A 23,105-nucleotide genomic window follows, 5' to 3' on the forward strand; every position below is an offset into this window, starting at 1 on the left:
TCGAAAATTTCTGTAGGAGAAGAACATTTGTAGGCGCTGGCTTGCCAGCGATAACGTCCGAAAGATCTCCATGGATTCCAAGGGCCTCATCGCCGGCAAGCCGGCTCCTACAGTTGACTCAACTCAACCCCAGCGCCTGCCAGATTCGCATCACCTGGCGCCGTTCGTCGGCGAACTGATCCCCGGCCACCGTACCGGCCTCGTTTTGCAAGGCCTGGCGGTGCGCAGCGGAACGGTAGGCCTTATACACCTCGCGCAGCAGATGGGCATCGGCGGCGGGCATCAAGCCCACCTGCTCCAGGCCTTCCAGAATGCGGATATTGTCGGTATAGCGCAGCAACGATGGATGTTGCGCAGACCACGCCAAAGCCGCGTATTGCACCATAAATTCAATATCGACGATACCTCCGGCGTCCTGCTTGAGGTCGAACAGCGCCGTGGCTTCGAAGGCATTGGCGCCGGTGCCGGCCGCCGTGCCCTTGGTGCCCAGGTTGTCACGCATCTTGGCGCGCATCTCGCTGACCTCCTGGCGCAGCTTCGCCAGGTCGCGCTCCTGCCCCAATACTTTAGCCCGCACGCCCTCGAATGCCTGGCCCACATCCTGGCTGCCGACCAGCACGCGCGCGCGGATCAGGGCCTGATGTTCCCAGGTCCAGGCTTCATTTTGTTGATAGCGGGCAAACGCGCCCAGCGAGCTGACCAACAGCCCGGACGCGCCGGACGGTCGCAGGCGCATGTCCACCTCATACAACTGGCCGGAGTTGGTCTGGGTGGTCAGCAAGTGGATGATCCGCTGGCCCAGGCGCGTGAAGAACTGCGCGCCGTCGATTGGCTTGGCGCCATCGGTCTCGGCCTGCGGGTCGCCATCGTGGATAAACACCAGGTCCAGGTCCGAACCATGCCCCAGTTCGATACCGCCGACTTTCCCGTAACCGACAATGATGAACCCAGGGTCGCACAGGGTGCCGTCCAAACGCTGCGGCGAGCCGTGGCGCGCGACAGTCTGGCGCCAGGCCAGGGCCAGCACTTGTTCGAGGATGGCCTCGGCGAGCCAGGTGAGGTAATCGCTGACTTTCATCAGCGGCAGGCTGCCGGCGATTTCCGAGGCGGCCACGCGCAGGCGGTGGGCCAGCTTGAAGTGCCGCAAGGCCTCCATCTGTTGCTCCAGATCGTCCTCCGGTATGCGCGTCAGGCGCTCGCGCAACTCGGCGGCCAATTCAGGCGCCAACGGCGGCTTGAACAGGCGGCCTTCGTTGAGCAATTCATCGAGCAACAGCGGGAAGCGTGTGATCTGCTCGGCGATCCACGGGCTGGCGGCGCACAGGGTTAACAGGCGACGCAGGGCGTCGGGGTTTTCCGTGAGCAGCACCAGATAAGCGGACCGCCGGGCAACGGCTTCAACCAGCGGCAGCACGCGCTCCAGTACCAAGTCCGGGTTGGCATGTTCAACAGCTTGGGCGAGCAGGCGCGGGATAAACGCATCCAGCCGTTCGCGCCCCAGTCGCTGCATGGCGCGCAATTGCGGGCTGCCGCGCAGGCCGGCCAGGGCCTTGAGTGCCTTGGGCGCATCGGTGAAACCGCCTTCGGCCAGTTGGCGGCAGGCTGCGTCTTCGTCTTGAGACTCTTCCCACAGCGGCAACCACTCACCGCCCACGACCAATTCGCTTTCTTCGCCCTCTTCTTCGTCCGGATCGGCAATCACTTGGCGGAAATGCCAGTCCACCCGACTGCGCCAGTACATCAGGCGCTCATGGAAGGCGGCCCAATCAGCAAAGCCGAGCATAAAGGCAATGCGCGCCTGGTCTTCCGGGCTGTCCGGAAGCATCTGCGTCTGCCGGTCGGCAATCGCCTGGATTGCGTGTTCGGTGTACCGCAGGAATTCGTAGCCATTGCGCAACTCGGCGATCACCGCAGGCGGCAGGTAGCCCTGCCCTTCCAGGGTGCCAAGCACCTTGAGCAGTGGCCGCTGTTGCAGGCTCAGGTCGCGACCGCCGTGGATCAGTTGGAATGCCTGGGCGATAAACTCCACTTCACGGATGCCCCCCGAGCCCAGCTTGATGTTGTCGGCCATGCCTTTGCGCCGCACTTCCTGCTGGATCAACTGCTTCATGGTGCGCAGCGCTTCGATCGCGGAAAAGTCCAGGTAGCGGCGGTAGACGAACGGCCGCAGCATGTCGAGCAATTGAGCGCCCGCTGCCTGGTCGCCGGCGACTACCCGCGCCTTGATCATGGCGTAGCGTTCCCAGTCGCGGCCCTGATCCTGGTAGTACTGCTCCAGTGCATTGAAGCTGAGTACCAGCGCACCCGCCGAACCGTAGGGGCGCAGGCGCATGTCGACGCGGAACACGAAGCCATCGACGGTCATCGGGTCGAGGGCCTTGATCAGTTTTTGACCAAGACGAATAAAGAACTCCTGGTTGTCCAGCGCGCGTTTGACGCCGACGGTTTCACCGCCCTCGGGGTAGGCGAAGATCAGGTCGATATCCGACGACAGATTCAGCTCCACGGCACCGAGCTTGCCCATGCCGAGGATGACCATGTGCTGCGGCTCGCCGCTGCGCCGGCCGGTGGGCGTACCGAACTGCACGCAGTGGCGCTGGTACAGCCATTGGTAGGCCTGGTCGATGCTGGCGTCGGCCATGTCGGACAGGTCGCGGCAGGTTTGCACCAGGTCCGCCTGGCGGGTGAGATCGCGCCAGATGATGCGCACTTGCTGGCGCGTACGCTGGCGACGCAGCACACGGCCCAGTTCATCTTCTGTTTCGGCTTGTTGCACAGCGCCAGCGATCTGCCCGCACAGCTCGCCGGGCGCAAAACCACGGTCCAGCTCGCCCCAGGCCACCAGCTCCAGCAACATCAAAGGGTCACGAACACTCTGTTCAATGACGAAATCACTGGCGGCGCACACGCGGGCGAAGTCGGCCCACCGTTGCGGCGTCCACGCAGAAAGTCCATGATCGTCGTCCAGCGCGGCCACTGCGTCACGAAATGACTGCTCGGCCCGCTGGGCTTTTGGCAAAAGAATGGCTGGCAGTTCGGCCAGCGTTGGAAGGCTCATGGTCTATCCTTGATCGGCGCGTAAAGGGCGTGTAGTTGTGAACGCAAGAACCACGCTCTATGAAGGACTGTCGAACAAAGGTGATAAATAGCTGAAATTAATTTCATTTTGGCAGCCAACATCAAACTTTCACCTTTTCTTGTTCGCAAAAGATCAACAATAACGATTATGCTCACCAGCCAGACCGAGCCATACGCTCAGTCTTGTGTAGTTTTACTACTCGTATATACATTCGAAAGGCTGAAATGGCCGACGATTTGTAGTAAAACTACAGGACGCCGAAGCAACCTTCGGCCATCCAAGAATTTATGTCGTCTGCCCACAAGGCCAGTCGCAAACTTCAGGCAACCGATTCTGGTAGCCTTTCCGCCCTGGAGCAAGCCATGCAAGACCTCGATCCCGTCGAAACCCAGGAATGGCTGGACGCCCTGGAATCGGTTCTCGACAAAGAAGGCGAAGACCGTGCTCACTACCTGATGACCCGTATGGGCGAACTCGCGACCCGCAGCGGCTCGCAACTGCCTTACGCCATCACTACGCCATACCGCAACACCATCCCCGTTACCCACGAAGCACGCATGCCTGGCGACCTGTTCATGGAACGCCGCATTCGCTCGCTGGTACGTTGGAACGCCATGGCGATGGTAATGCGCACGAACTTGAAAGATTCGGACCTGGGCGGTCACATCTCCAGCTTCGCTTCCAGCGCAACCCTGTATGACATCGGCTTCAACTACTTCTTCCAGGCCCCGACCGACGAACACGGCGGCGACCTGATCTACTTCCAGGGCCACACTTCTCCAGGCGTTTACGCCCGTGCGTTCATGGAAGGCCGCATCACCGAAGAACACATGAACAACTTCCGCCAGGAAGTGGACGGTAACGGCCTGTCGTCGTACCCGCACCCTTGGCTGATGCCTGACTTCTGGCAGTTCCCGACCGTTTCCATGGGTCTGGGCCCAATCCAGGCGATCTACCAGGCACGTTTCATGAAGTACCTGGAAGCCCGTGGCTTCATCCCTGAAGGCAAGCAGAAAGTCTGGTGCTTCCTGGGCGACGGCGAGTGTGACGAGCCGGAATCCCTGGGCGCCATCTCCCTGGCCGGCCGCGAGAAGCTGGACAACCTGATCTTCGTCATCAACTGCAACCTGCAGCGCCTCGACGGCCCGGTTCGCGGCAACGGCAAGATCATCCAGGAACTCGAAGGCGTGTTCCGCGGTGCTCAGTGGAACGTGACCAAAGTCATCTGGGGCCGTTTCTGGGACCCACTGCTGGCCAAGGACGTCGACGGTATCCTGCAACGTCGCATGGACGAAGTCATCGACGGCGAGTACCAGAACTACAAGGCCAAAGACGGCGCGTTCGTGCGTGAACACTTCTTCAACACGCCTGAACTCAAGGCGATGGTTGCCGACCTGTCCGACGACGAGATCTGGAAACTCAACCGTGGCGGCCACGACCCGTACAAGGTCTATGCGGCGTACCACGAAGCGGTCAACCACAAAGAACAACCGACTGTCATCCTGGCCAAGACCATCAAGGGTTATGGCACCGGTGCCGGCGAAGCGAAGAACACCGCGCACAACACCAAGAAAGTCGATGTCGACAGCCTGAAGTTGTTCCGCGACCGCTTCGACATCCCGGTCAAGGACGAAGAACTGGAAAACCTGCCGTTCTTCAAGCCGGAGCCGAACAGCGCCGAAGCCCGCTACCTGGCCGAGCGCCGCGCCGCACTGGGTGGTTTCGTGCCACAGCGTCGCGCCAACAGCTTCAGCGTACCGACGCCAGACCTGAGTACCCTCAAGGCTATCCTCGACGGCTCGGGCGACCGTGAAATCTCCACCACCATGGCTTTCGTGCGCATCCTGGCGCAGCTGGTCAAGGACAAGGACATCGGCCCGCGCATTGTTCCGATCATCCCGGACGAAGCCCGTACCTTCGGTATGGAAGGCATGTTCCGTCAGTTGGGCATCTACTCTTCCGTCGGCCAGCTCTACGAGCCAGTCGATAAAGACCAGGTGATGTTCTACAAGGAAGACAAGAAGGGCCAGATCCTCGAAGAAGGCATCAACGAAGCGGGCGCCATGAGCTCCTTCATCGCTGCCGGTACTTCGTACTCCAGCCACAACCAGCCGATGCTGCCGTTCTACATCTTCTACTCGATGTTCGGTTTCCAGCGTATCGGCGACCTGGCTTGGGCAGCAGGCGACAGCCGTACCCGTGGCTTCCTGATCGGCGGCACCGCCGGCCGTACCACGCTGAACGGCGAAGGCCTGCAACACGAAGACGGTCACAGCCACATCCTGGCTGCCACCATCCCGAACTGCCGCACCTTTGATCCTACCTACGGCTACGAGCTGGCGGTGATCATCCAGGACGGCATGAAGAAGATGACCGAAGAGCAGCAGGACGTTTTCTACTACATCACCGTGATGAACGAGTCCTACCAGCAGCCAGCCATGCCGGCCGGTGTCGAGGAAGGCATCATCAAGGGCATGTACCTGCTCGAAGAAGACACCAAGGAAGCGGCGCACCACGTACAACTGATGGGCTCCGGCACCATCCTGCGCGAAGTGCGTGAAGCGGCGAAGATCCTGCGTGACGAGTTCAACGTCGGCGCTGACGTCTGGAGCGTTACCAGCTTCAACGAACTGCGTCGCGATGGCCTGGCCGTAGAGCGTCACAACCGCCTGCACCCTGGCCAGAAGCCACAGCGCACCTTCGTCGAAGAATGCCTGACTGGCCGTAAAGGTCCGGTGATCGCATCGACCGACTACATGAAACTGTTTGCTGAACAAATTCGCCAGTGGGTCCCGTCCAAGGAATTCAAAGTCCTGGGCACCGACGGTTTCGGCCGCAGTGACAGCCGCAAGAAGCTGCGTCACTTCTTCGAAGTTGACCGTCACTTCGTGGTGTTGGCAGCCCTGGAAGCCTTGGCTGACCGCGGTGAGATCGAACCTAAGGTGGTGGCTGACGCTATCGTCAAGTTCGGGATCAACCCGGAAAAACGCAACCCACTGGACTGCTGAGGAGATTTTTTGTGAGCGAACTCATTCGCGTACCTGACATCGGCAGCGGTGAAGGTGAAGTAATCGAGCTGTTTGTGAAGGTCGGCGACACCGTCGAAGCCGACCAGAGCATCCTGACCCTGGAGTCGGACAAGGCGAGCATGGAAATCCCTGCTCCCAAGGCCGGCGTGGTCAAGAGCCTGAAAGTGAAGCTGGGCGACCGCCTGAAAGAAGGCGACGAACTGCTGGAGCTGGAAATCGAAGGTGCCGCTGATGCGGCCCCTGCGGCGGCGCCTGCTGCCGCTGCTGCACCCGCCCCTGCTGCTGAAAAACCGGCTGCTGCCGAGGCCGCTCCGGCCCCGGCTGCTGCACCTGCCGCCGCTAGCGTCCAGGACATTCATGTCCCGGACATCGGTTCGTCGGGCAAGGCCAAGATCATCGAGCTGCTGGTCAAGGTGGGCGACACCGTCGAAGCCGACCAGTCGCTGATCACCCTGGAGTCCGACAAGGCCTCCATGGAAATCCCTTCGCCGGCTGCCGGCGTGGTGGAAAGCATCGCGGTCAAGCTGGAAGACGAAGTCGGCACTGGCGACTTCATCCTCAAGCTGAAAGTACAAGGCGCCGCACCTGCTGCCGCGCCAGCACCGGCCGCCGCTCCAGCCGCCAAGGCTGAAGCTGCACCGGCTGCCGCTGCGCCTGCGCCTGCTGCAAAAGCCGAGGCTGCTGCGGCCCCTGCTGCTGCCGCTCCAGCGCCAAGCGGCGCCAAGGTGCACGCCGGCCCTGCCGTGCGTCAGCTGGCCCGTGAGTTCGGTGTTGAGCTGAGCGCTGTGTCGGCCACCGGCCCTCACGGTCGTGTGCTGAAAGAAGACGTGCAGGTTTACGTCAAGGCCATGATGCAGAAGGCCAAGGAAGCGCCGGCTGCTGGCGGCGCTACCGGTGGTTCGGGCATTCCGCCGATCCGCACCGTCGATTTCAGCCGCTTCGGCGAAATCGAAGAAGTGCCGATGACCCGCCTGATGCAAATCGGCGCGGCCGGCCTGCACGCCAGCTGGCTGAACATCCCGCACGTGACCCAGTTCGACCAGGCCGACATCACCGACCTGGAAGCTTTCCGCGTTGCGCAGAAAGCCGTGGCCGAGAAGGCCGGCGTCAAGCTGACCGTGCTGCCATTGCTGCTCAAGGCGTGCGCACACCTGCTCAAGGAACTGCCGGACTTCAATGCTTCGCTGGCGCCAAGCGGCAAAGCGATCATTCGCAAGAAGTACGTGCACATCGGCTTTGCGGTTGATACCCCGGATGGCCTGCTGGTACCGGTCATCAAGAACGTCGACCAGAAGAGCCTGCTGCAGCTTGCCGCTGAGGCTGCTGCACTGGCTGCCAAGGCCCGCGACAAGAAGCTCACCCCGGACGACATGCAGGGCGCGTGCTTCACCATCTCCAGCCTCGGTCACATTGGCGGCACTGGCTTCACGCCAATCGTCAACGCGCCGGAAGTGGCGATCCTGGGTGTGTCCAAGGCCACTATCCAGCCTGTGTGGGACGGTAAAGCGTTCCAGCCGAAACTGATGCTGCCACTGTCGCTGTCCTACGATCACCGTGTGATCAACGGCGCCGCTGCTGCACGCTTCACACAGCGCCTGAGCCAACTGCTGAACGATATCCGCACTATCCTGCTGTAAGCCGCCATGGCCTCCTCTTCACCGAGGAGGCCTGGCTGCAACGATTTTCGAGCGCCACGCTCGTACCTCAACCCCGCCACTTGGCGGGGCTTTTTTTGCCTGTTGCCCCGCAGGAAGCTGGACACACAAAACAGGTTTGTACACCTTCCATCACCTCGATTGCAGAAATCCCTCTCGCGGCCGATAACCCCCTTATAGCACTTAGCCTTCATCCTCTCTTGTCAGCCCGCGCCGCATGATGCAACCTTGCCGCAGGCAACAGAAAAGAGGGCGTGAGCCCGGCGCCGTGCGCGTTATTTCAAGTGAGTCTCCCCCATGAAAAGCCAACCCGATGTCGCCCGAATGGCGGCCGAGGTAGTGACGCAGTTACCGGTGCCTTCGCGCCTCGGTATGCTGCGTTTCGAGCGGCTTAATGAGGCAAGCTGGGCCCTCCTTTACCTCGACCCCAACTGCGAGCGCCAATTCGGCCTGCCGGCGGTCGAGCTGTGCGCCCTGCTCGGCACTCCCTATGCCAGCCTGATGGAGCCCCAGGCGCGCTATGAGTTGCACGACACTATCCAGCAGCAACTGACCCAGAGCCCTCACTACCTGGTGCGCTACACCTTGCACACCAGCGACGGCCCACTGAGCCTGCTGGAGATGGGCGAAGCCTACAAACAACACAATCGGCACCTGCTGCGCGGCTATTTGATGGTGGTCGATGGCCTGTTCAGTGAAATCCCCACTGCTGCCCCGACGGCAGACCTGGAGAACCAGAACAGCCGCCTGCAGATCGCCCTGGAACTCAACCAGCGCGCCCAGCAGGAACAGCTGCAGCATCTGGAGCGGGTGCGCGCCCAACAGGAGCTGATCCTGCTGCTGGCCCGCCATCGCTACACCACCAATAATTCATTGCAAGAAGCCGCCGAGCTGATCACCCGCAGCGCCTGCGATATCTATCAGCTCGACTGCGCCAGCATCTGGAACCTCGAAGGGCATCACCTGGTACCGATCTCGGCCTACCACCGCGACAATCAGCAGCACCATTTGCCCGACCCCATTGATGCCAGTTTTTTCCCGGACTACCTGGAGGCCTTGCACACCAGCCGGGCCATCGACGCCACTAACGCGATGCGCGACCCACGCACCCGGGAAATGGCCGACAACCTGCGCGCCAAGGACATCCACGCCATGCTGGACGCCAGCATTCGCGTCGATGGCCAGGTGGTGGGCGTGCTGTGCCTGGAACAAAGCGGCAGCACGCGTGCCTGGCAGGCCGATGAAATCGCCTTCGCCGGCGAGCTGGCCGACCAATTCGCTCAAGTGATCAACAATCACAATCGCCGCACCGCCACCAGCGCCTTGCACCTGTTCCAGCGTGCCGTGGAACAAAGCGCCAACGCTTTCCTGCTGGTCAACTGCGACGGCGTCGTGGAGTACGTCAACCCGAGCTTCACCGCGATCACCCAGTACAGCGCCGAAGAGGTCCACGGCCACCGCCTGGCCCAGTTGCCGGCGCTGGAGAACCTCAGCGAATTGCTCTTCGATGCACCGTCGAGCCTGGCCAAGAGCAACAGTTGGCAGGGCGAATTCAAGAGCCGACGCAAAAACCTCGAACCCTACTGGGGCCAGCTGTCGATCTCCAAGGTGTACGGCGACAACCGCGAGCTGACGCACTACATCGGCATCTACGAAGACATCACCCAGACCAAGCTGGCCCAGCAGCGCATCGAGCGCCTGGCCTACACCGACAACCTGACCAACCTGGGCAACCGCCCGGCGTTCATCCGCAACCTCGACGAACGCTTTGCCCGTGACAGCGACAGCCCGATCAGCCTGTTGCTGGTGGACATCGACAACTTCAAGCGCATCAACGACAGCCTCGGCCACCAGACCGGCGACAAACTGCTGATCAGCCTGGCGCGCCGTTTGCGCAACAGCCTGAGTGCCGGTGGCAGCCTGGCGCGGTTTGCGAGTAACGAGTTTGCGGTGCTGCTCGACGACACCGACCTGGAGAGCGGCCAGCAGGTTGCCAGCCAGTTGCTGGCAACCCTCGACAAACCGATGTTCGTCGACAACCAGTTGATCAGCGTCACCGGCTCCGTGGGCCTGGCGTGCGCGCCGCTGCATGGCCGCGACCCGCAGACCCTGATGCGCAACGCCGGCCTGGCCCTGCACAAGGCCAAGGCCAACGGCAAACACCAGGTACAGGTGTTTACCGAAGCGCTGAATGCCGAGGCCAGCTACAAGCTGTTCGTCGAGAACAACCTGCGCCGCGCCCTCACTCAGAACGAGCTGGACGTGTTCTATCAGCCCAAGCTGTGCCTGCGCAGCGGCCGCTTGCTGGGCATGGAGGCGCTGCTGCGCTGGAACCACCCGGAAAAAGGCATGATCCGCCCTGACCAATTCATCAGCGTGGCTGAAGAGACCGGCCTGATCATCCCTATCGGCAAATGGATCGCGCGCCAGGCCTGCCGCATGAGCAGGCAGTTGACCGCCGCGGGCATGGGGAACCTGCAGGTGGCGATCAACCTGTCACCCAAGCAGTTCTCCGACCCGGACCTGGTGGCTTCGATTGCCACGATCCTCAAGGAAGAACAACTGCCGGCCAACTTGCTGGAGCTGGAGTTGACCGAAGGCTTGCTGCTGGAAGCCACCGAAGACACGCGCCTGCAACTTGATCAATTGAAGAGCTTCGGCCTGACCCTGGCCATGGACGACTTCGGCACCGGCTACTCGTCGCTGAGTTACCTGAAAAAATTCCCCATCGACATCATCAAGATCGATCGCAGCTTTATCCACGAGATCCCGGACAACCAGGACGACATGGAAATCACCTCGGCCGTGATCGCCATGGCCCACAACCTCAAGCTCAAGGTGGTCGCCGAAGGCATCGAGACCGCCGAGCAACTGGCGTTCCTGCGCCGCCATCGCTGCGATGTGGGCCAGGGTTACCTGTTCGACCGGCCGATCCCCGGCGCAGAGCTGCTGGCGATGCTCAAACGCTACCCGCGCGGGCCAATCGCCTGACAGCGCCGTAACACTCGGGCACACTGACGGTCTGACAATTTACCGCTAACTCAACCTTACGAGAGGACTGATCATGGTCTTGCGCTCGGAAATTCTGGTGAACAAAAACGTGCTGCCTACCCAAGAACAAGCTCTGCCTGGCCGTGAAACCCCGATGGCGCTGCCAGAGACTCACTTCGTCAACGGCAACCCGCTGCTGGGCCCGTTCCTTGATGACGTCGGCTTTGCGATCTTCGGCCTGGGCTGCTTCTGGGGGGCCGAGCGCCGGTTCTGGCAGCGCGATGGCGTGGTCAGCACCGTGGTCGGCTACGCCGGCGGCTACACGCCGAACCCGACCTATGAAGAAGTCTGCTCGGGCCTGACCGGCCACAGCGAAGTGGTGCTGGTGGTGTATGACCAGGCCAAGGTGAAATACGAAGACCTGCTGAAGATGTTCTGGGAACTGCACAACCCGACCCAGGGCATGCGCCAGGGCAACGATATCGGCAGCCAGTACCGCTCGGTGATCTATGCGACCACGCCGGAGCAATTGGCGGCGGCGCAGGCGAGTGCCGAGGCTTATCAAGCTGAGCTGACCAAAGCCGGACTGGGTGCGATCACCACTGAAATCGAAGAAGCCCCGACGGTGTACTTCGCCGAGGCGTATCACCAGCAGTACCTGGCGAAGAACCCGCAGGGCTATTGCGGGATTGGCGGCACGGGCGTGAGCTGCCCGATCTGAAGCCATTTTGTGGGTACACAGATCCCCTGTGGTGAGCGAGCTTGCTCGCGCTGGGGCGCGAAGCGGCCCCAACAAGGCCGCTACGGTTTTTCAGATAGACCGTGGTGACTGGTTTTGGGGCTGCTACGCAGCCCAGCGCGAGCAAGCTCGCTCACCACAACTGCCCGCCCCCTGCAAATTGATCAGAGTTGCTGACTACTCAGCGATCAGCCAATCCATCTGCCACCCACCCTGGGTCTGGCCCAGTTTCTTGGACAGCCATGGCAGTAGCTCACGCAACTCCTCTTCCAGGCCCCACGGCGGGTTGGCGATCGCCAGGCCCGAACCCGTCAGGGTATTGGGCGTATCCAGCGGATGCACCAGCAACTCCACGCGCAGCAACTTCGGCGCACCGGTGCCGGCCAAGTCCTGGTAGAAACGGCGCAGCATGCGCTGGTCTTTCACCGGGTACCAGATCGCCGCGACGGTCTGGCGCATGCGGCCCACGGCTTCCTTCAGGGACGCGGCGCAGCGTTGCATTTCGTCGAGTTTCTCGAACGGCGGGTCGATCAGCATCAGCGCACGCTTTTCCGGCACCGGCAGCAGGGCACGCGGTACATGCCAGCCTTCGCCCAAATGCACCTTCACGCGACGATCACCCTTCATGTTGTCCTTGAGCAACACACCGTCTTCCGGGTGCTTTTCATTGAGCAGCACGCGGTCCTGGGGACGAGTGAGGCGTCGCGCCAACTCCGGCGAACCTGGGTAGTAACGCAACTCGCCATCCGGGTTCATCTCATGCAGCACACGCATGTAATCGGCGGTCAGCGGCGGCAGGTCGCTTTCGCCCCACAGGCGCGCGATGCCTTCCAGGTATTCACCGGTGCGGTTGGCCTGGTCGCCTTGCAGGTCGTACAGACCGATCCCAGCATGGGTGTCGAGGTAGGCGAACGGCTGCTCCTTGCGCGACATCAAGGCGATGAGGCGGGTCAAGGTCAGGTGTTTGAAGACATCGGCGTGGTTGCCGGCGTGAAAGGCGTGACGATAATTCATGGTTGCTCCTGCGCAGGGGGCGAAGTTTACCTTCTGCGCGAGCAAAGGTGCAGGGTTGTGGTGCGCGAGCTTGCCCCGCGCGGGGCTCACCCCAACTCTGAAGCCAGGAATGCGCATAACGCTTCATGGCTGACATTCGCACTGCGCGCAAAGTAAGCGACCTTGTGCCGCAAGGTTTCAGATTTAAACGCTGTGTACAAGTCAGGACGTTGCTCTTCAAGCCATTGCACCAGGTTGTCGATGAGGGTTTGCGGTGATTGCTCCGCCAGTTGCTCCAATAAGGGTGCAGGTACATGCCACCACGGACTGGTTTTGGCGGCCGTGACCGAACCGGTCGCCACTGCCAGCGGCTGACCATTGATCAGATAGCGCCGGAACACTGGCAGCACCTTGCCCGCCTCATCGCCCAGCTGTTGCAATATCGGCAGAAACTGAGAGCCATCCCAGAAGCGCAAAAACACCTGCTGGTCATCTGGCAAATACACCTTTGTCAGGCTTTGCAGGTGCGCTACCACCGTTTCCAGTGGGCTCAACGATACCGCCAACCAGCCCCAGTCTTTCGACTCGGTCGTTGCTATCCAATCGAGGAAGGGGCTGTCGGGTTCGATGATGCCTACATAGGGCATTACCTCGCTCCACTCGGCGTAGGCCGTGCCTGCCCAGATTGGTTGGGGCGGCATTCCGACGGCCAGGGTTCGCCAAGCGTCCAAAGGCTTTGCAACGCTGGCGGTGCTGAAAATGGCGAAAAGATTTTCGGTGGATTGAATCGGGTGGTGGACCAGCCACGTACGAGGTATGAACTGCAACGGCATTGAAAAACGCTCCTTCACAATAAGATGTGGGTAAACAGGCGACTAGTATCCGATTTTCTGAAAGTCCTCATTTAAGCCAGCCCATGTATTTACCAACCCCCCACAAACTAATGGCGTACCCCCCCATGCCCATCAAAAAAAAACCCCACATCCTTAACTCAAACATTAATCGGCGCGGGACTGTATCCAACTCCTCACGAGTGACGGCTCCATCCTTAATATGTAACCTCTGAAATATAAACATTCCCGCGACAGTATTTACAAAAAACATTTTGCTGAAAAAGCCAGCACCCACAAAATGCTTACGGTAAGAGACCAATTTTGAAGCGCCCAAACACTGCACTATTTCATCGACTTTACGATATGAAAAATAGACCTGACCTATTAAAACGAGAACAATCCATACCACTGCAATCACTAGGCAGTACGAATATAAAATCCTTGCCTCTTCCATATTATTTTATTCCCTCATAAACAATTTCTCCTATCTTCTCTCCTATGCTAGCCCCTGCCCCCCCACCTATCGCTGCTGCAGCTCCCACAACTACCACGCCGCAAACTAATCCGCCAACGCCAAATGTTCCTACACCTATAGCGATACATATAGGCGCGGCGGCTAATGCACCCGCATACGCACCCGCCCCGCTGCCTCCAACCGAGACTAAAAAACTCCCGCCTTCCTTGAGTTTCACTTTCTTGCAGTCAGCAGAACTACCCACTCGACACGTTTCCTTCACTTTCAGTGCGGAAGCTGACGCCCCTAGTCCAATTCCAATAAACCCGCCGACTTTCATATACTGACTCGCCCGCGCCACACCTTGAATATGCGTTGCGTACCCCGGAATCCCCCCTGACACTCCTGCTTTGCTCCAATGATGAACCAGGCTACGACTGGAAATCCCCAAAGCGCTTCTGAGCTTTGGGTGATCGGCAATACCAACACCTTTTCGCATCAGAGGCCCGAGACTGTTATCCAGTTGAGTTAGTAACTTCTGACGGTTGGCGAAAAACTCTGCGCCTCGCAAATTGCCCTGAGCCCGGAAAGTGTTGAGGTGTAACTTTTCAAGATCGACGAGGATCGACTTGGTCCGAGTTAAATGACTTGCCACCATGCTTGATCCAACCCCTGCCGCCATGGAGCTCTGCGCCAAAAACGCACCAATCACTTCCTGGTGCTCAACCATAAACGCTGCATCTTCATCACTCATCGGCGTCAACGCATCGTTCACTTCCTGCGCCGCTTCCATCAGCAACGCTTCTTCACGGGTGCATTGGCTATTGAACGGATCACTGAGTGCCAGCATTTGCCCCGGCCTGGCGTACTGAGTGAGCTGAGGATTAAGGCTGCGAAAACGCTCCAGTACGATCGCACTAGGCGATTCGAACAGAGATTATTCGAGCGCATCACGAGACATCGCACGCTGCACAATATGGAACCCCGGCTCGACGCCAGAGGCTTTGCCAGCGGTTGTTCCCTAGCCCTTACCCGCATGTTGCGTGAGATCACACTGTCCGTTTTTGCAGCGCTCGCACTCTTCACAAAACGGCGCACTTCGCTTCAGGCTCGCCACTTGCACAGGGCTTAGCGGTACAGGTATTACCGCCAACAGCTTTTCCTTGATTCCGGGTGTCAACGGTGAAGCTGGCGGAGCAGGCGCACCACCGAGCTGGATCGGCACGCTGCTGAAAATCCCACCGGCCGACAGCGTGATCGATTGCCCACCCGCCTGAATCGTCACCGTGGCGCCCGCATCGATCACCACGCTTTGCCCCGCACCAATCTGAATCGTCCGCCCGGCGCGCGTTTGCTGCGAACCGCCGACCACCAAATGATCATCCTGCTTCAGCTCAGTCAGCCGGTTGCCATGAGTGATGCGCTGTTCTTCACCCAGCAGCTCATGGTGCGACTCACCTCCGACGCTCACGCGGCGCACGTTATCGACCTGCACCTGCTGGTCATGCAACACGTGCTGGGTCCAATCGCGCTGGGCGCGCAGGTAGATTTCTTCAGCGCCCTTGCGGTCTTCGATGCGCAGTTCGTTGTAGCCACCACCGCCTGGGGTGCTTTGGCTGCGAAAGATGCTGCGGGTCTTGTTCGCAGGCAGGTCGAGGGGCACAGGCGTGGCCGCGTTGGGCAGGCAGCCGACTACCAGCGGCATGTCAAGGTCACCGTTGACGAAACCCACCAGCACTTCCATGCCGACGCGAGGAATCAGGACCGAACCGTAGCGGTCATGGGCCCAAGCGGTGGCGACGCGCAGCCAGCAGCTGGAGTGGTCGTAGTGCTTCCCGGCGCGGTCCCAGGCCATCAGCACTTTGACCCGGCCGTATTCGTCGCAATGAATTTCACTGTCGACAGGCCCGGTGACGACTGCGTTCTGATAGCCCGAAATAGTCGGGCGCGGCTGCTCAGGCAGTGGCGGACGGAAGATCACGTCCCACGGTGTGGCGACAAACTCGTTTCGATAGCCCTGACGAAAATCTCCGCCTGAGACCTCGGTGACGGCCTCCTCCAACACTTGGGGTTGCTTGCCTTCGTGGGTGACTTCTGTCACCAGCCATAAGTCATTCCAGTCTTCACGGGAATGCCCGCTGAGCTTGAGGAACCGACCAGTGACAAGGGCCGGCTCGTCGCCCTCGCCACTGGCAATTCGGTAGTCACTGCGGTGACGCTCCAGGCCACGTTGCGCAAGGTATTTGCCATGGGCGCGGTCACTGAAATCGCCGGGATAGTCCTGCGTTTCGAGGCTGGGGAGTTGCTCGCCAGCCACGGCGCTTTCCAGCGCCATACGCGGCTTACGGAAGTCGTAATCGCGCAAGTTTAACGCCGTGGTACGGGTTTCCAATTGCACTGCAAAACGCTTGATCGCTGGGGTATCCGCCACCATCCCGGAGCCGGGCATGTAGGGCGTAGCGTGCTCCGCCTGGGCAAACACGGTTTGGTCATCACCAAACACCAGCAGGTGCCGGTCGACCGAATGCTGGAAGTGATAGTGAATGCCCAGCTCGGCACACAGCCGCTGAATGAATGCCAGGTCGGTCTCACCAAATTGCACGCAGTATTCACGTTCCGGATAGGTGCCACTCAGGCGAAACTCGAAGCGGTTGCTCTGGATGCCCTGCCCCGCCAACACCTCAGCAATCACCTGCGGCACCGTCTTGTGTTGGAAAATACGCTGGTGACTGCTGTGTTTCAGATACGCCAGTTGCGGCACCAGACTGATTTTATAACGCGTAAGACGGCGCCCTGAATCGCCCTGTGCCACTCGGTAAACCTGGCCATGAACGCCGTGGCCTTTATCATCAAAGCCCAGGTACACCTGGCGATGCAGCAGGTTTTCCAGGTCGAGATCGGGCTGCTCACTGACCAATTCCAAGTCGAAACAGTAGGGCTTGCTGATTGTCTCAGTGCCGGTGAAACCGAACACCTTAAGTTCACTGGGCTCCCCGTCGAGGGTCAGGGTAAAGGCGCTTTGGTTGGCAGGAGCGAACATCCGGTGTTTCTCTGCGGGGGGTGGGCTGCCGATTTTGCATCACCCTTGCGACCTGCTGAGCACTCGCCAAGAAAATCAGTAAAACCCTACGTGCGCACGTCCGAATTTTCTTAGGACCGACGTAAATCACACGTAAAAAAAGGCCCGCAATCCATAGGACGCGGGCCTTTCTTTCAACTCACTTGGCGCTAAACACCCAGCGAATTACTTGTTGAGGTTGTAGTCTTTTTCCGCAGCATCAAAACGCTCGACCATACCGGCAGTCGGTGCGCCCATCTTGCTCACGAAGTAGATCGCGAGGCTGGCAAAGATGAAGCCTGGGATGATTTCGTACAGGCCCAGCAATTCGAAGTGTTTCCACACGATCACGGTGATCGCGCCGACCAGGATGCCGGCCAGTGCGCCGTTGCGGGTCATGTTTTTCCAGATCACCGAGATCAGCACCACAGGGCCGAAGGCAGCACCGAAACCTGCCCAAGCGTAGCTCACCAGGCCCAGAACACGGTTGTTCGGGTTGGCGGCCAGGGCGATGGCGACCAGAGCCACCAGCAGCACCATGGCACGGCCGACCCACACCAGTTCAAGCTGGGAGGCAGTCTTGCGCAGGAAGGTCTTGTAGAAGTCTTCGGTCAGGGCGCTGGAGCACACCAGCAGCTGGCAGCTCAAGGTGCTCATCACCGCCGCGAGGATGGCCGACAGCAGCACGCCGGCAATCCATGGGTTGAACAGCAGCTTGGCCAGCTCAATGAATACGCGTTCGTGGTTTTCGGTCACAGGACCTGCCACTTCCGGATGCGCCGAGAAGTAGGCAATACCGAAGAAGCCCACCGCCACGGTACCGCCCAGGCACAGGATCATCCAGGTCATGGAAATGCGACGTGCCTTGGCAATCGATTTCACCGAATCCGCCGCCATGAAACGCGCCAGGATGTGCGGCTGGCCGAAGTAACCCAGGCCCCAGCCCATCAGCGAGATGATGCCGATGAAGGTGGTGTTTTTCAGCATGTTGAAGTTGTCAGGGTTCTGGGCTTCGATCGCCAGGAACGTGGTGTCGACGCCACCGGTGGCCAGCAGCACGATGATCGGCGTCAGGATCAGCGCGAAGATCATCAGCGTGGCTTGTACGGTATCTGTCCAGCTCACCGCCAGGAAACCACCAACGAAGGTGTAGGCAATAGTCGCTGCTGCACCGGCCCACAGCGCGGTCTCGTAGGACATGCCGAAGGTGCTTTCGAACAGGCGGGCACCGGCGACGATGCCGGAGGCGCAGTAGATGGTGAAGAACACCAGGATCACCACGGCGGAGATGATCCGCAGCAGGCCGCTCTTGTCTTCGAAACGGCTGGAGAAGTAATCCGGCAGGGTCAGGGCGTCACCGTTGTGTTCGGTCTGTACCCGCAGGCGACCGGCGACGAACAGCCAGTTGAGGTAGGCACCGACGATCAGGCCGATGGCGATCCAGCTTTCCGACAGGCCAGACATGTAGATCGCACCCGGCAGGCCCATCAACAACCAGCCGCTCATGTCGGAAGCGCCGGCCGACAAGGCAGTCACCACGCTACCGAGGCTGCGACCGCCCAGGATGTAATCGGAAAGGTTGTTGGTGGAGCGATAGGCCATGAAGCCGATCAGCACCATTGCTGCGATGTAGATCACGAACGTGATCAGGGTTGGATTACTAACGCTCATAAGAGTGACGCCCTGGCTTTGTTTTTATGTAGCGGCGGTCTGTCAGACGGCCACCCACTGGAAGTAGGTAGACGTGGCTGCGTGCCGCGCATTTATGACTGACGTTTCCCCAGGAAAGCCGTCAGCCGATGAACCGAACGTTTAAGTAGGTTGCACCTTGGGCGCGAATGCTATTCAACAAAGCAAATAAGGTGCAACCAGTTTCGTGAGAATAAGTTGCACCTAGGGGTCTTTTGCTGAAAACACCTCGTTTTTGCTCCTTTTCGGAGCAAGAACAGCCGATCTCAGAAGCAAACGCACCAAGGAAGAGCGGAATCCGTCGGCGGTGTCTTTTTTTCCCGATCACCATCGAAAATTTCCTGAATAAAAAGGGTTGCACCCGGTTGCACCTCTGCATGCGCAAAGCTAATCTTGCCGCCAGCTAATGCCACTCGGTAGTGGCACCCATGAGGATAAGAAAATGGCTACGACCACCCTTGGGGTCAAACTCGACGACCCGACCCGCGAGCGCCTGAAGGCTGCCGCGACCTCCATTGATCGCACGCCGCACTGGCTGATCAAGCAGGCGATTTTCAATTACCTGGAGAAACTGGAGGGTGGTGCAACCCTGACCGAACTCAATGGTTCGAGCAGCAAGGACGCCGACGATGCAGGCGAGGTCCAGACCGACCACGCCCACCAGTGCTTCCTTGAGTTCGCCGAGAGCATCCTGCCGCAATCCGTGCTGCGTGCCTCGATCACCGCCGCTTACCGCCGCCCGGAGCCGGAAGTGGTGCCGATGCTGATCGAGCAGGCTCGCCTGCCGGCGCCGATGGCCGAAGCCACCAACAAGCTGGCAGCGTCGATTGCCGAGAAACTGCGTAACCAGAAGAGCGCAGGCGGCCGTGCCGGGATTGTTCAAGGCCTGCTGCAAGAATTTTCCCTGTCGTCCCAGGAAGGCGTGGCCCTGATGTGCCTCGCCGAAGCGCTGCTGCGCATCCCGGACAAAGGCACCCGCGACGCGCTGATCCGCGACAAGATCAGCACCGGCAACTGGCAGCCGCACCTGGGCAACAGCCCTTCGCTGTTCGTCAACGCCGCGACCTGGGGCCTGCTGCTGACCGGTAAACTGGTCGCCACCCACAACGAAGCCGGCCTCACCTCGTCCCTGAGCCGCATCATCGGCAAGAGCGGCGAGCCGATGATCCGCAAGGGCGTCGACATGGCCATGCGCCTGATGGGCGAGCAATTTGTCACCGGTGAAACCATCGCCGAAGCCTTGGCCAACGCGAGCAAGTTCGAAGCCAAAGGCTTCCGCTATTCCTACGACATGCTCGGTGAAGCCGCGCTGACCGAACACGATGCGCAGAAGTACCTGGCCTCGTACGAACAAGCCATTCACTCCATCGGCAAAGCCTCCCACGGCCGTGGGATTTATGAAGGCCCAGGCATTTCCATCAAGCTGTCGGCGCTGCACCCGCGCTACAGCCGCGCGCAGTACGAGCGTGTGATGGACGAGTTGTACCCACGCCTGCTGTCCCTGACACTGCTGGCCAAGCAATACGACATCGGCCTGAACATCGACGCCGAAGAAGCCGACCGCCTGGAGCTGTCCCTGGACCTGCTCGAGCGCCTGTGCTTCGAGCCGCAACTGACCGGCTGGAACGGCATCGGTTTCGTGATCCAGGCTTACCAGAAGCGTTGCCCGTATGTGATCGACTACGTCATCGACCTGGCGCGCCGCAGCCGCCATCGCCTGATGATCCGCCTGGTGAAAGGCGCGTACTGGGACAGCGAAATCAAGCGCGCCCAAGTCGAAGGCCTGGAAGGCTACCCGGTGTACACCCGCAAGGTGTACACCGACGTTTCCTACATTGCCTGCGCACGCAAACTGCTGTCGGTGCCGGAAGTCATCTACCCGCAGTTCGCCACGCACAACGCCCACACGCTGTCGGCCATCTACCATATCGCCGGTCAGAACTATTACCCCGGCCAGTACGAGTTCCAATGCCTGCACGGCATGGGCGAACCATTGTACGAGCAGGTTGTAGGCAAGGTCTCCGAGGGTAAGCTGAACCGTCCGTGCCGCGTGTACGCACCGGTCGGCACTCACGAAACGCTGCTGGCCTACCTGGTCCGTCGCCTGCTGGAAAACGGCGCGAACACCTCGTTCGTCAACCGCATCGCCGACCAATCCATTTCGATCCAGGAGCTGGTGGCCGACCCAGTGGCCAGCATCGAGCAAATGGCCACGCTGGAAGGCGGCTTCGGCCTGCCGCACCCGCGCATCCCCTTGCCACGCGACCTGTATGGCAGCGACCGTGCCAACTCGGCCGGTATCGACCTGGCCAACGAACATCGCTTGGCCTCGCTGTCCTGCGCCTTGCTGGCCACCGCTCACAACCACTGGAAAGCCGCGCCGATGCTCGGTTGCGCCGCCAGCGAACAAGCAGCGGCACCGGTGCTGAACCCGTCCGACCTGCGTGACGTGGTCGGCCATGTGCAAGAAGCCACCGTCGAAGACGTCGACAACGCCATCCAGTGCGCCATCAGCGCCGGCCCGATCTGGCAGGCCACCCCGCCCGCCGAGCGCGCCGCGATCCTGGAGCGCGCCGCCGACTTGATGGAAGGCGAGATCCAGCCGCTGATGGGCCTGCTGGCCCGCGAAGCTGGCAAGACGTTTGCCAACGCCATCGCCGAAGTGCGTGAAGCCGTGGACTTCCTGCGCTACTACGCGGTGCAGGCGCGCAACGACTTCACCAATGACGCCCACCGCCCATTGGGCCCGGTCGTCTGCATCAGCCCATGGAACTTCCCGCTGGCGATCTTCAGCGGTCAAGTCGCTGCCGCACTGGCCGCCGGTAACCCGGTATTGGCCAAGCCGGCCGAACAAACTCCACTGGTCGCCGCGCAAGCCGTGCGCATCCTGCTGGAAGCCGGCATTCCGGAAGGCGTGCTGCAACTGCTGCCGGGCCAGGGCGAAACCGTCGGTGCGCGCCTGGTGGGTGATGATCGCGTCAAAGGCGTGATGTTCACCGGCTCCACCGAAGTGGCGCGCCTGCTGCAACGCAATGTCGCCGGCCGCCTGGACGCCCAGGGCCGTCCGATCCCGCTGATCGCCGAAACCGGTGGCCAGAACGCGATGATCGTCGACTCCTCGGCGCTGACCGAACAAGTGGTTATCGACGTGGTGTCCTCGGCCTTCGACAGTGCCGGCCAGCGTTGCTCGGCCCTGCGCGTGTTGTGCCTGCAGGAAGATTCGGCAGACCGTGTGATCGAAATGCTCAAGGGCGCCATGGCTGAATGCCGCCTCGGTAACCCGGAGCGCCTGTCCGTGGACATCGGCCCGGTGATCGACGCCGAAGCCAAGGCCGGTATCGAGAAACACATCCAGGCCATGCGCGACAAAGGCCGCAACGTGTACCAGGTGGCGATTGCCGACGGCGACGAGATCAAGCGCGGCACCTTCGTGATGCCAACCCTGATCGAGCTGGAAAGCTTCGACGAACTGCAACGCGAAATCTTTGGCCCAGTACTGCACGTGGTGCGCTACAAGCGTAAAGAGATCGACCAGCTCATCGGCCAGATCAACGCTTCCGGCTACGGCCTGACCCTGGGCGTGCATACCCGTATCGACGAGACCATCGCCAAGGTGATCGACAACGTTAATGCCGGTAACGTCTACGTCAACCGCAACATCGTCGGTGCCGTGGTTGGCGTGCAACCGTTCGGCGGCGAAGGTCTGTCGGGCACTGGCCCGAAAGCCGGTGGCCCGCTGTACCTGTACCGCCTGCTGTCGACGCGCCCTACGGATGCCATCGAGCAATCCTTCGTACGTGGCGATGCACTGGCTGCACCGGATGTTCGTTTGCGCGACGCCATGAGCCAGCCGCTGACCGCCCTGAAATCCTGGGCCGACAGCAATCAGTTCAGCGACCTGAGCGCCCTGTGCAGCCAGTTCGCCGCGCAATCGCAAAGCGGCATCACCCGCCAACTGGCCGGCCCGACCGGCGAACGCAACAGCTACGCCATCCTGCCCCGCGAGCACGTATTGTGCCTGGCGGACGTAGAAGGCGATCTGCTGACGCAACTGGCGGCGGTACTGGCCGTGGGCGGTTCGGCGGTATGGCCGGAATCTGACCTGACCAAGGCCTTGTTCCCACGCCTGCCGAAGGAGATTCAGGCGAAGATCAAGCGCGTGGCCGACTGGACCAAGGACGAAGTGGTGTTCGACGCCGTCCTGCACCACGGTGATTCCGATCAATTGCGTGCGGTGTGCCAGCAAGTGGCGCAGCGTAGTGGAGCGATTGTCGGGGTGCATGGCTTGTCGCAAGGCGAGACCGCGATTGCACTGGAACGCCTGGTGATTGAGCGGGCGTTGAGTGTTAACACCGCTGCAGCAGGCGGTAACGCCAGCCTGATGACCATCGGCTAACACCCTCCCCTTGTAGGAGCTGGCTTGTCTGCGATGCAAGCGACGCGGTGCTACTGACAGACCGCAGCGATGCCATCGCAGGCAAGCCAGCTCCCACATGGACTGCGCAAGCCTTGCGCTGTTGTTTTACACCTCCATCACCCAAATCAATCTTGCTATCCAGCCTCTATTCGCGCACTTAGACTCAGG

12 protein-coding genes are annotated in these 23,105 nt (G+C 60.5%); 5 read left to right on the forward strand and 7 right to left on the reverse strand.

The genetic code is table 11. The features are described 5' to 3' along the window. Positions 1-118: 118 nt before the first annotated feature. Positions 119-3,058, reverse strand: coding sequence for a bifunctional [glutamate--ammonia ligase]-adenylyl-L-tyrosine phosphorylase/[glutamate--ammonia-ligase] adenylyltransferase (gene glnE / locus AC0IYN_RS08155; protein WP_406599344.1), 2,940 nt, complete (start codon positions 3,056-3,058; stop codon positions 119-121). Between the two features lie 383 nt (positions 3,059-3,441). Between glnE and aceE the strand changes: the two genes are divergently transcribed. From aceE to msrA, 4 genes are all read left to right on the forward strand, one after another. After that, positions 3,442-6,087: a pyruvate dehydrogenase (acetyl-transferring), homodimeric type gene (aceE, locus tag AC0IYN_RS08160; protein WP_078046549.1), complete on the forward strand. Its 2,646-nt coding sequence runs from the start codon at positions 3,442-3,444 to the stop codon at positions 6,085-6,087. An 11-nt stretch (positions 6,088-6,098) separates the two neighbouring features. Next, entirely contained in the window at positions 6,099-7,745 is a 1,647-nt protein-coding gene (aceF, locus tag AC0IYN_RS08165) for a dihydrolipoyllysine-residue acetyltransferase (protein ID WP_457239559.1), read from the forward strand. Between the two features lie 315 nt (positions 7,746-8,060). Continuing rightward, positions 8,061-10,754 (forward strand): putative bifunctional diguanylate cyclase/phosphodiesterase, encoded by a 2,694-nt coding sequence (locus AC0IYN_RS08170; RefSeq protein WP_471841004.1) that lies wholly within the window; start codon positions 8,061-8,063, stop codon positions 10,752-10,754. A gap of 73 nt (positions 10,755-10,827) precedes the next feature. Beyond that, complete coding sequence (gene msrA / locus AC0IYN_RS08175; protein WP_338573487.1) at positions 10,828-11,475, forward strand: peptide-methionine (S)-S-oxide reductase MsrA; 648 nt, start codon at positions 10,828-10,830, stop codon at positions 11,473-11,475. 195 nt (positions 11,476-11,670) lie between these two features. Here the strand turns inward: msrA and AC0IYN_RS08180 are convergent, their stop codons facing one another. The 6 genes from AC0IYN_RS08180 to putP all read right to left on the reverse strand — a co-directional run bounded on the left by AC0IYN_RS08180 (position 11,671) and on the right by putP (position 18,502). Beyond that, on the reverse strand, positions 11,671-12,507 hold the full coding sequence (locus AC0IYN_RS08180) for a 23S rRNA (adenine(2030)-N(6))-methyltransferase RlmJ (RefSeq protein WP_010213693.1): 837 nt from the start codon (positions 12,505-12,507) through the stop codon (positions 11,671-11,673). Positions 12,508-12,593: 86 nt separating this feature from the next. Continuing rightward, positions 12,594-13,319 (reverse strand): DUF4123 domain-containing protein, encoded by a 726-nt coding sequence (locus AC0IYN_RS08185; RefSeq protein WP_471841007.1) that lies wholly within the window; start codon positions 13,317-13,319, stop codon positions 12,594-12,596. A gap of 67 nt (positions 13,320-13,386) precedes the next feature. Next, positions 13,387-13,773 carry a hypothetical protein gene (locus tag AC0IYN_RS08190; RefSeq protein ID WP_458376280.1) on the reverse strand — a complete coding sequence of 129 codons (387 nt, stop codon included), beginning with the start codon at positions 13,771-13,773 and terminating at the stop codon, positions 13,387-13,389. 1 nt (position 13,774) lies between these two features. Continuing rightward, positions 13,775-14,623, reverse strand: coding sequence for a hypothetical protein (locus tag AC0IYN_RS08195; protein ID WP_458376279.1), 849 nt, complete (start codon positions 14,621-14,623; stop codon positions 13,775-13,777). Positions 14,624-14,794: 171 nt separating this feature from the next. After that, a complete protein-coding gene (locus tag AC0IYN_RS08200) occupies positions 14,795-16,813 on the reverse strand; it encodes a type VI secretion system Vgr family protein (RefSeq protein WP_471841010.1) in 2,019 nt (672 codons plus the stop codon). A gap of 204 nt (positions 16,814-17,017) precedes the next feature. Next, positions 17,018-18,502 carry a sodium/proline symporter PutP gene (putP, locus tag AC0IYN_RS08205; protein WP_458376277.1) on the reverse strand — a complete coding sequence of 495 codons (1,485 nt, stop codon included), beginning with the start codon at positions 18,500-18,502 and terminating at the stop codon, positions 17,018-17,020. 460 nt (positions 18,503-18,962) lie between these two features. Here putP and putA point away from each other — a divergent pair, with 460 nt between their 5' ends. Continuing rightward, positions 18,963-22,916 (forward strand): trifunctional transcriptional regulator/proline dehydrogenase/L-glutamate gamma-semialdehyde dehydrogenase, encoded by a 3,954-nt coding sequence (putA, locus tag AC0IYN_RS08210; protein WP_457239556.1) that lies wholly within the window; start codon positions 18,963-18,965, stop codon positions 22,914-22,916. The last annotated feature ends 189 nt before the right edge of the window (positions 22,917-23,105 follow it).

It is taken from the genome of Pseudomonas sp. AC112, assembly GCF_979253545.1.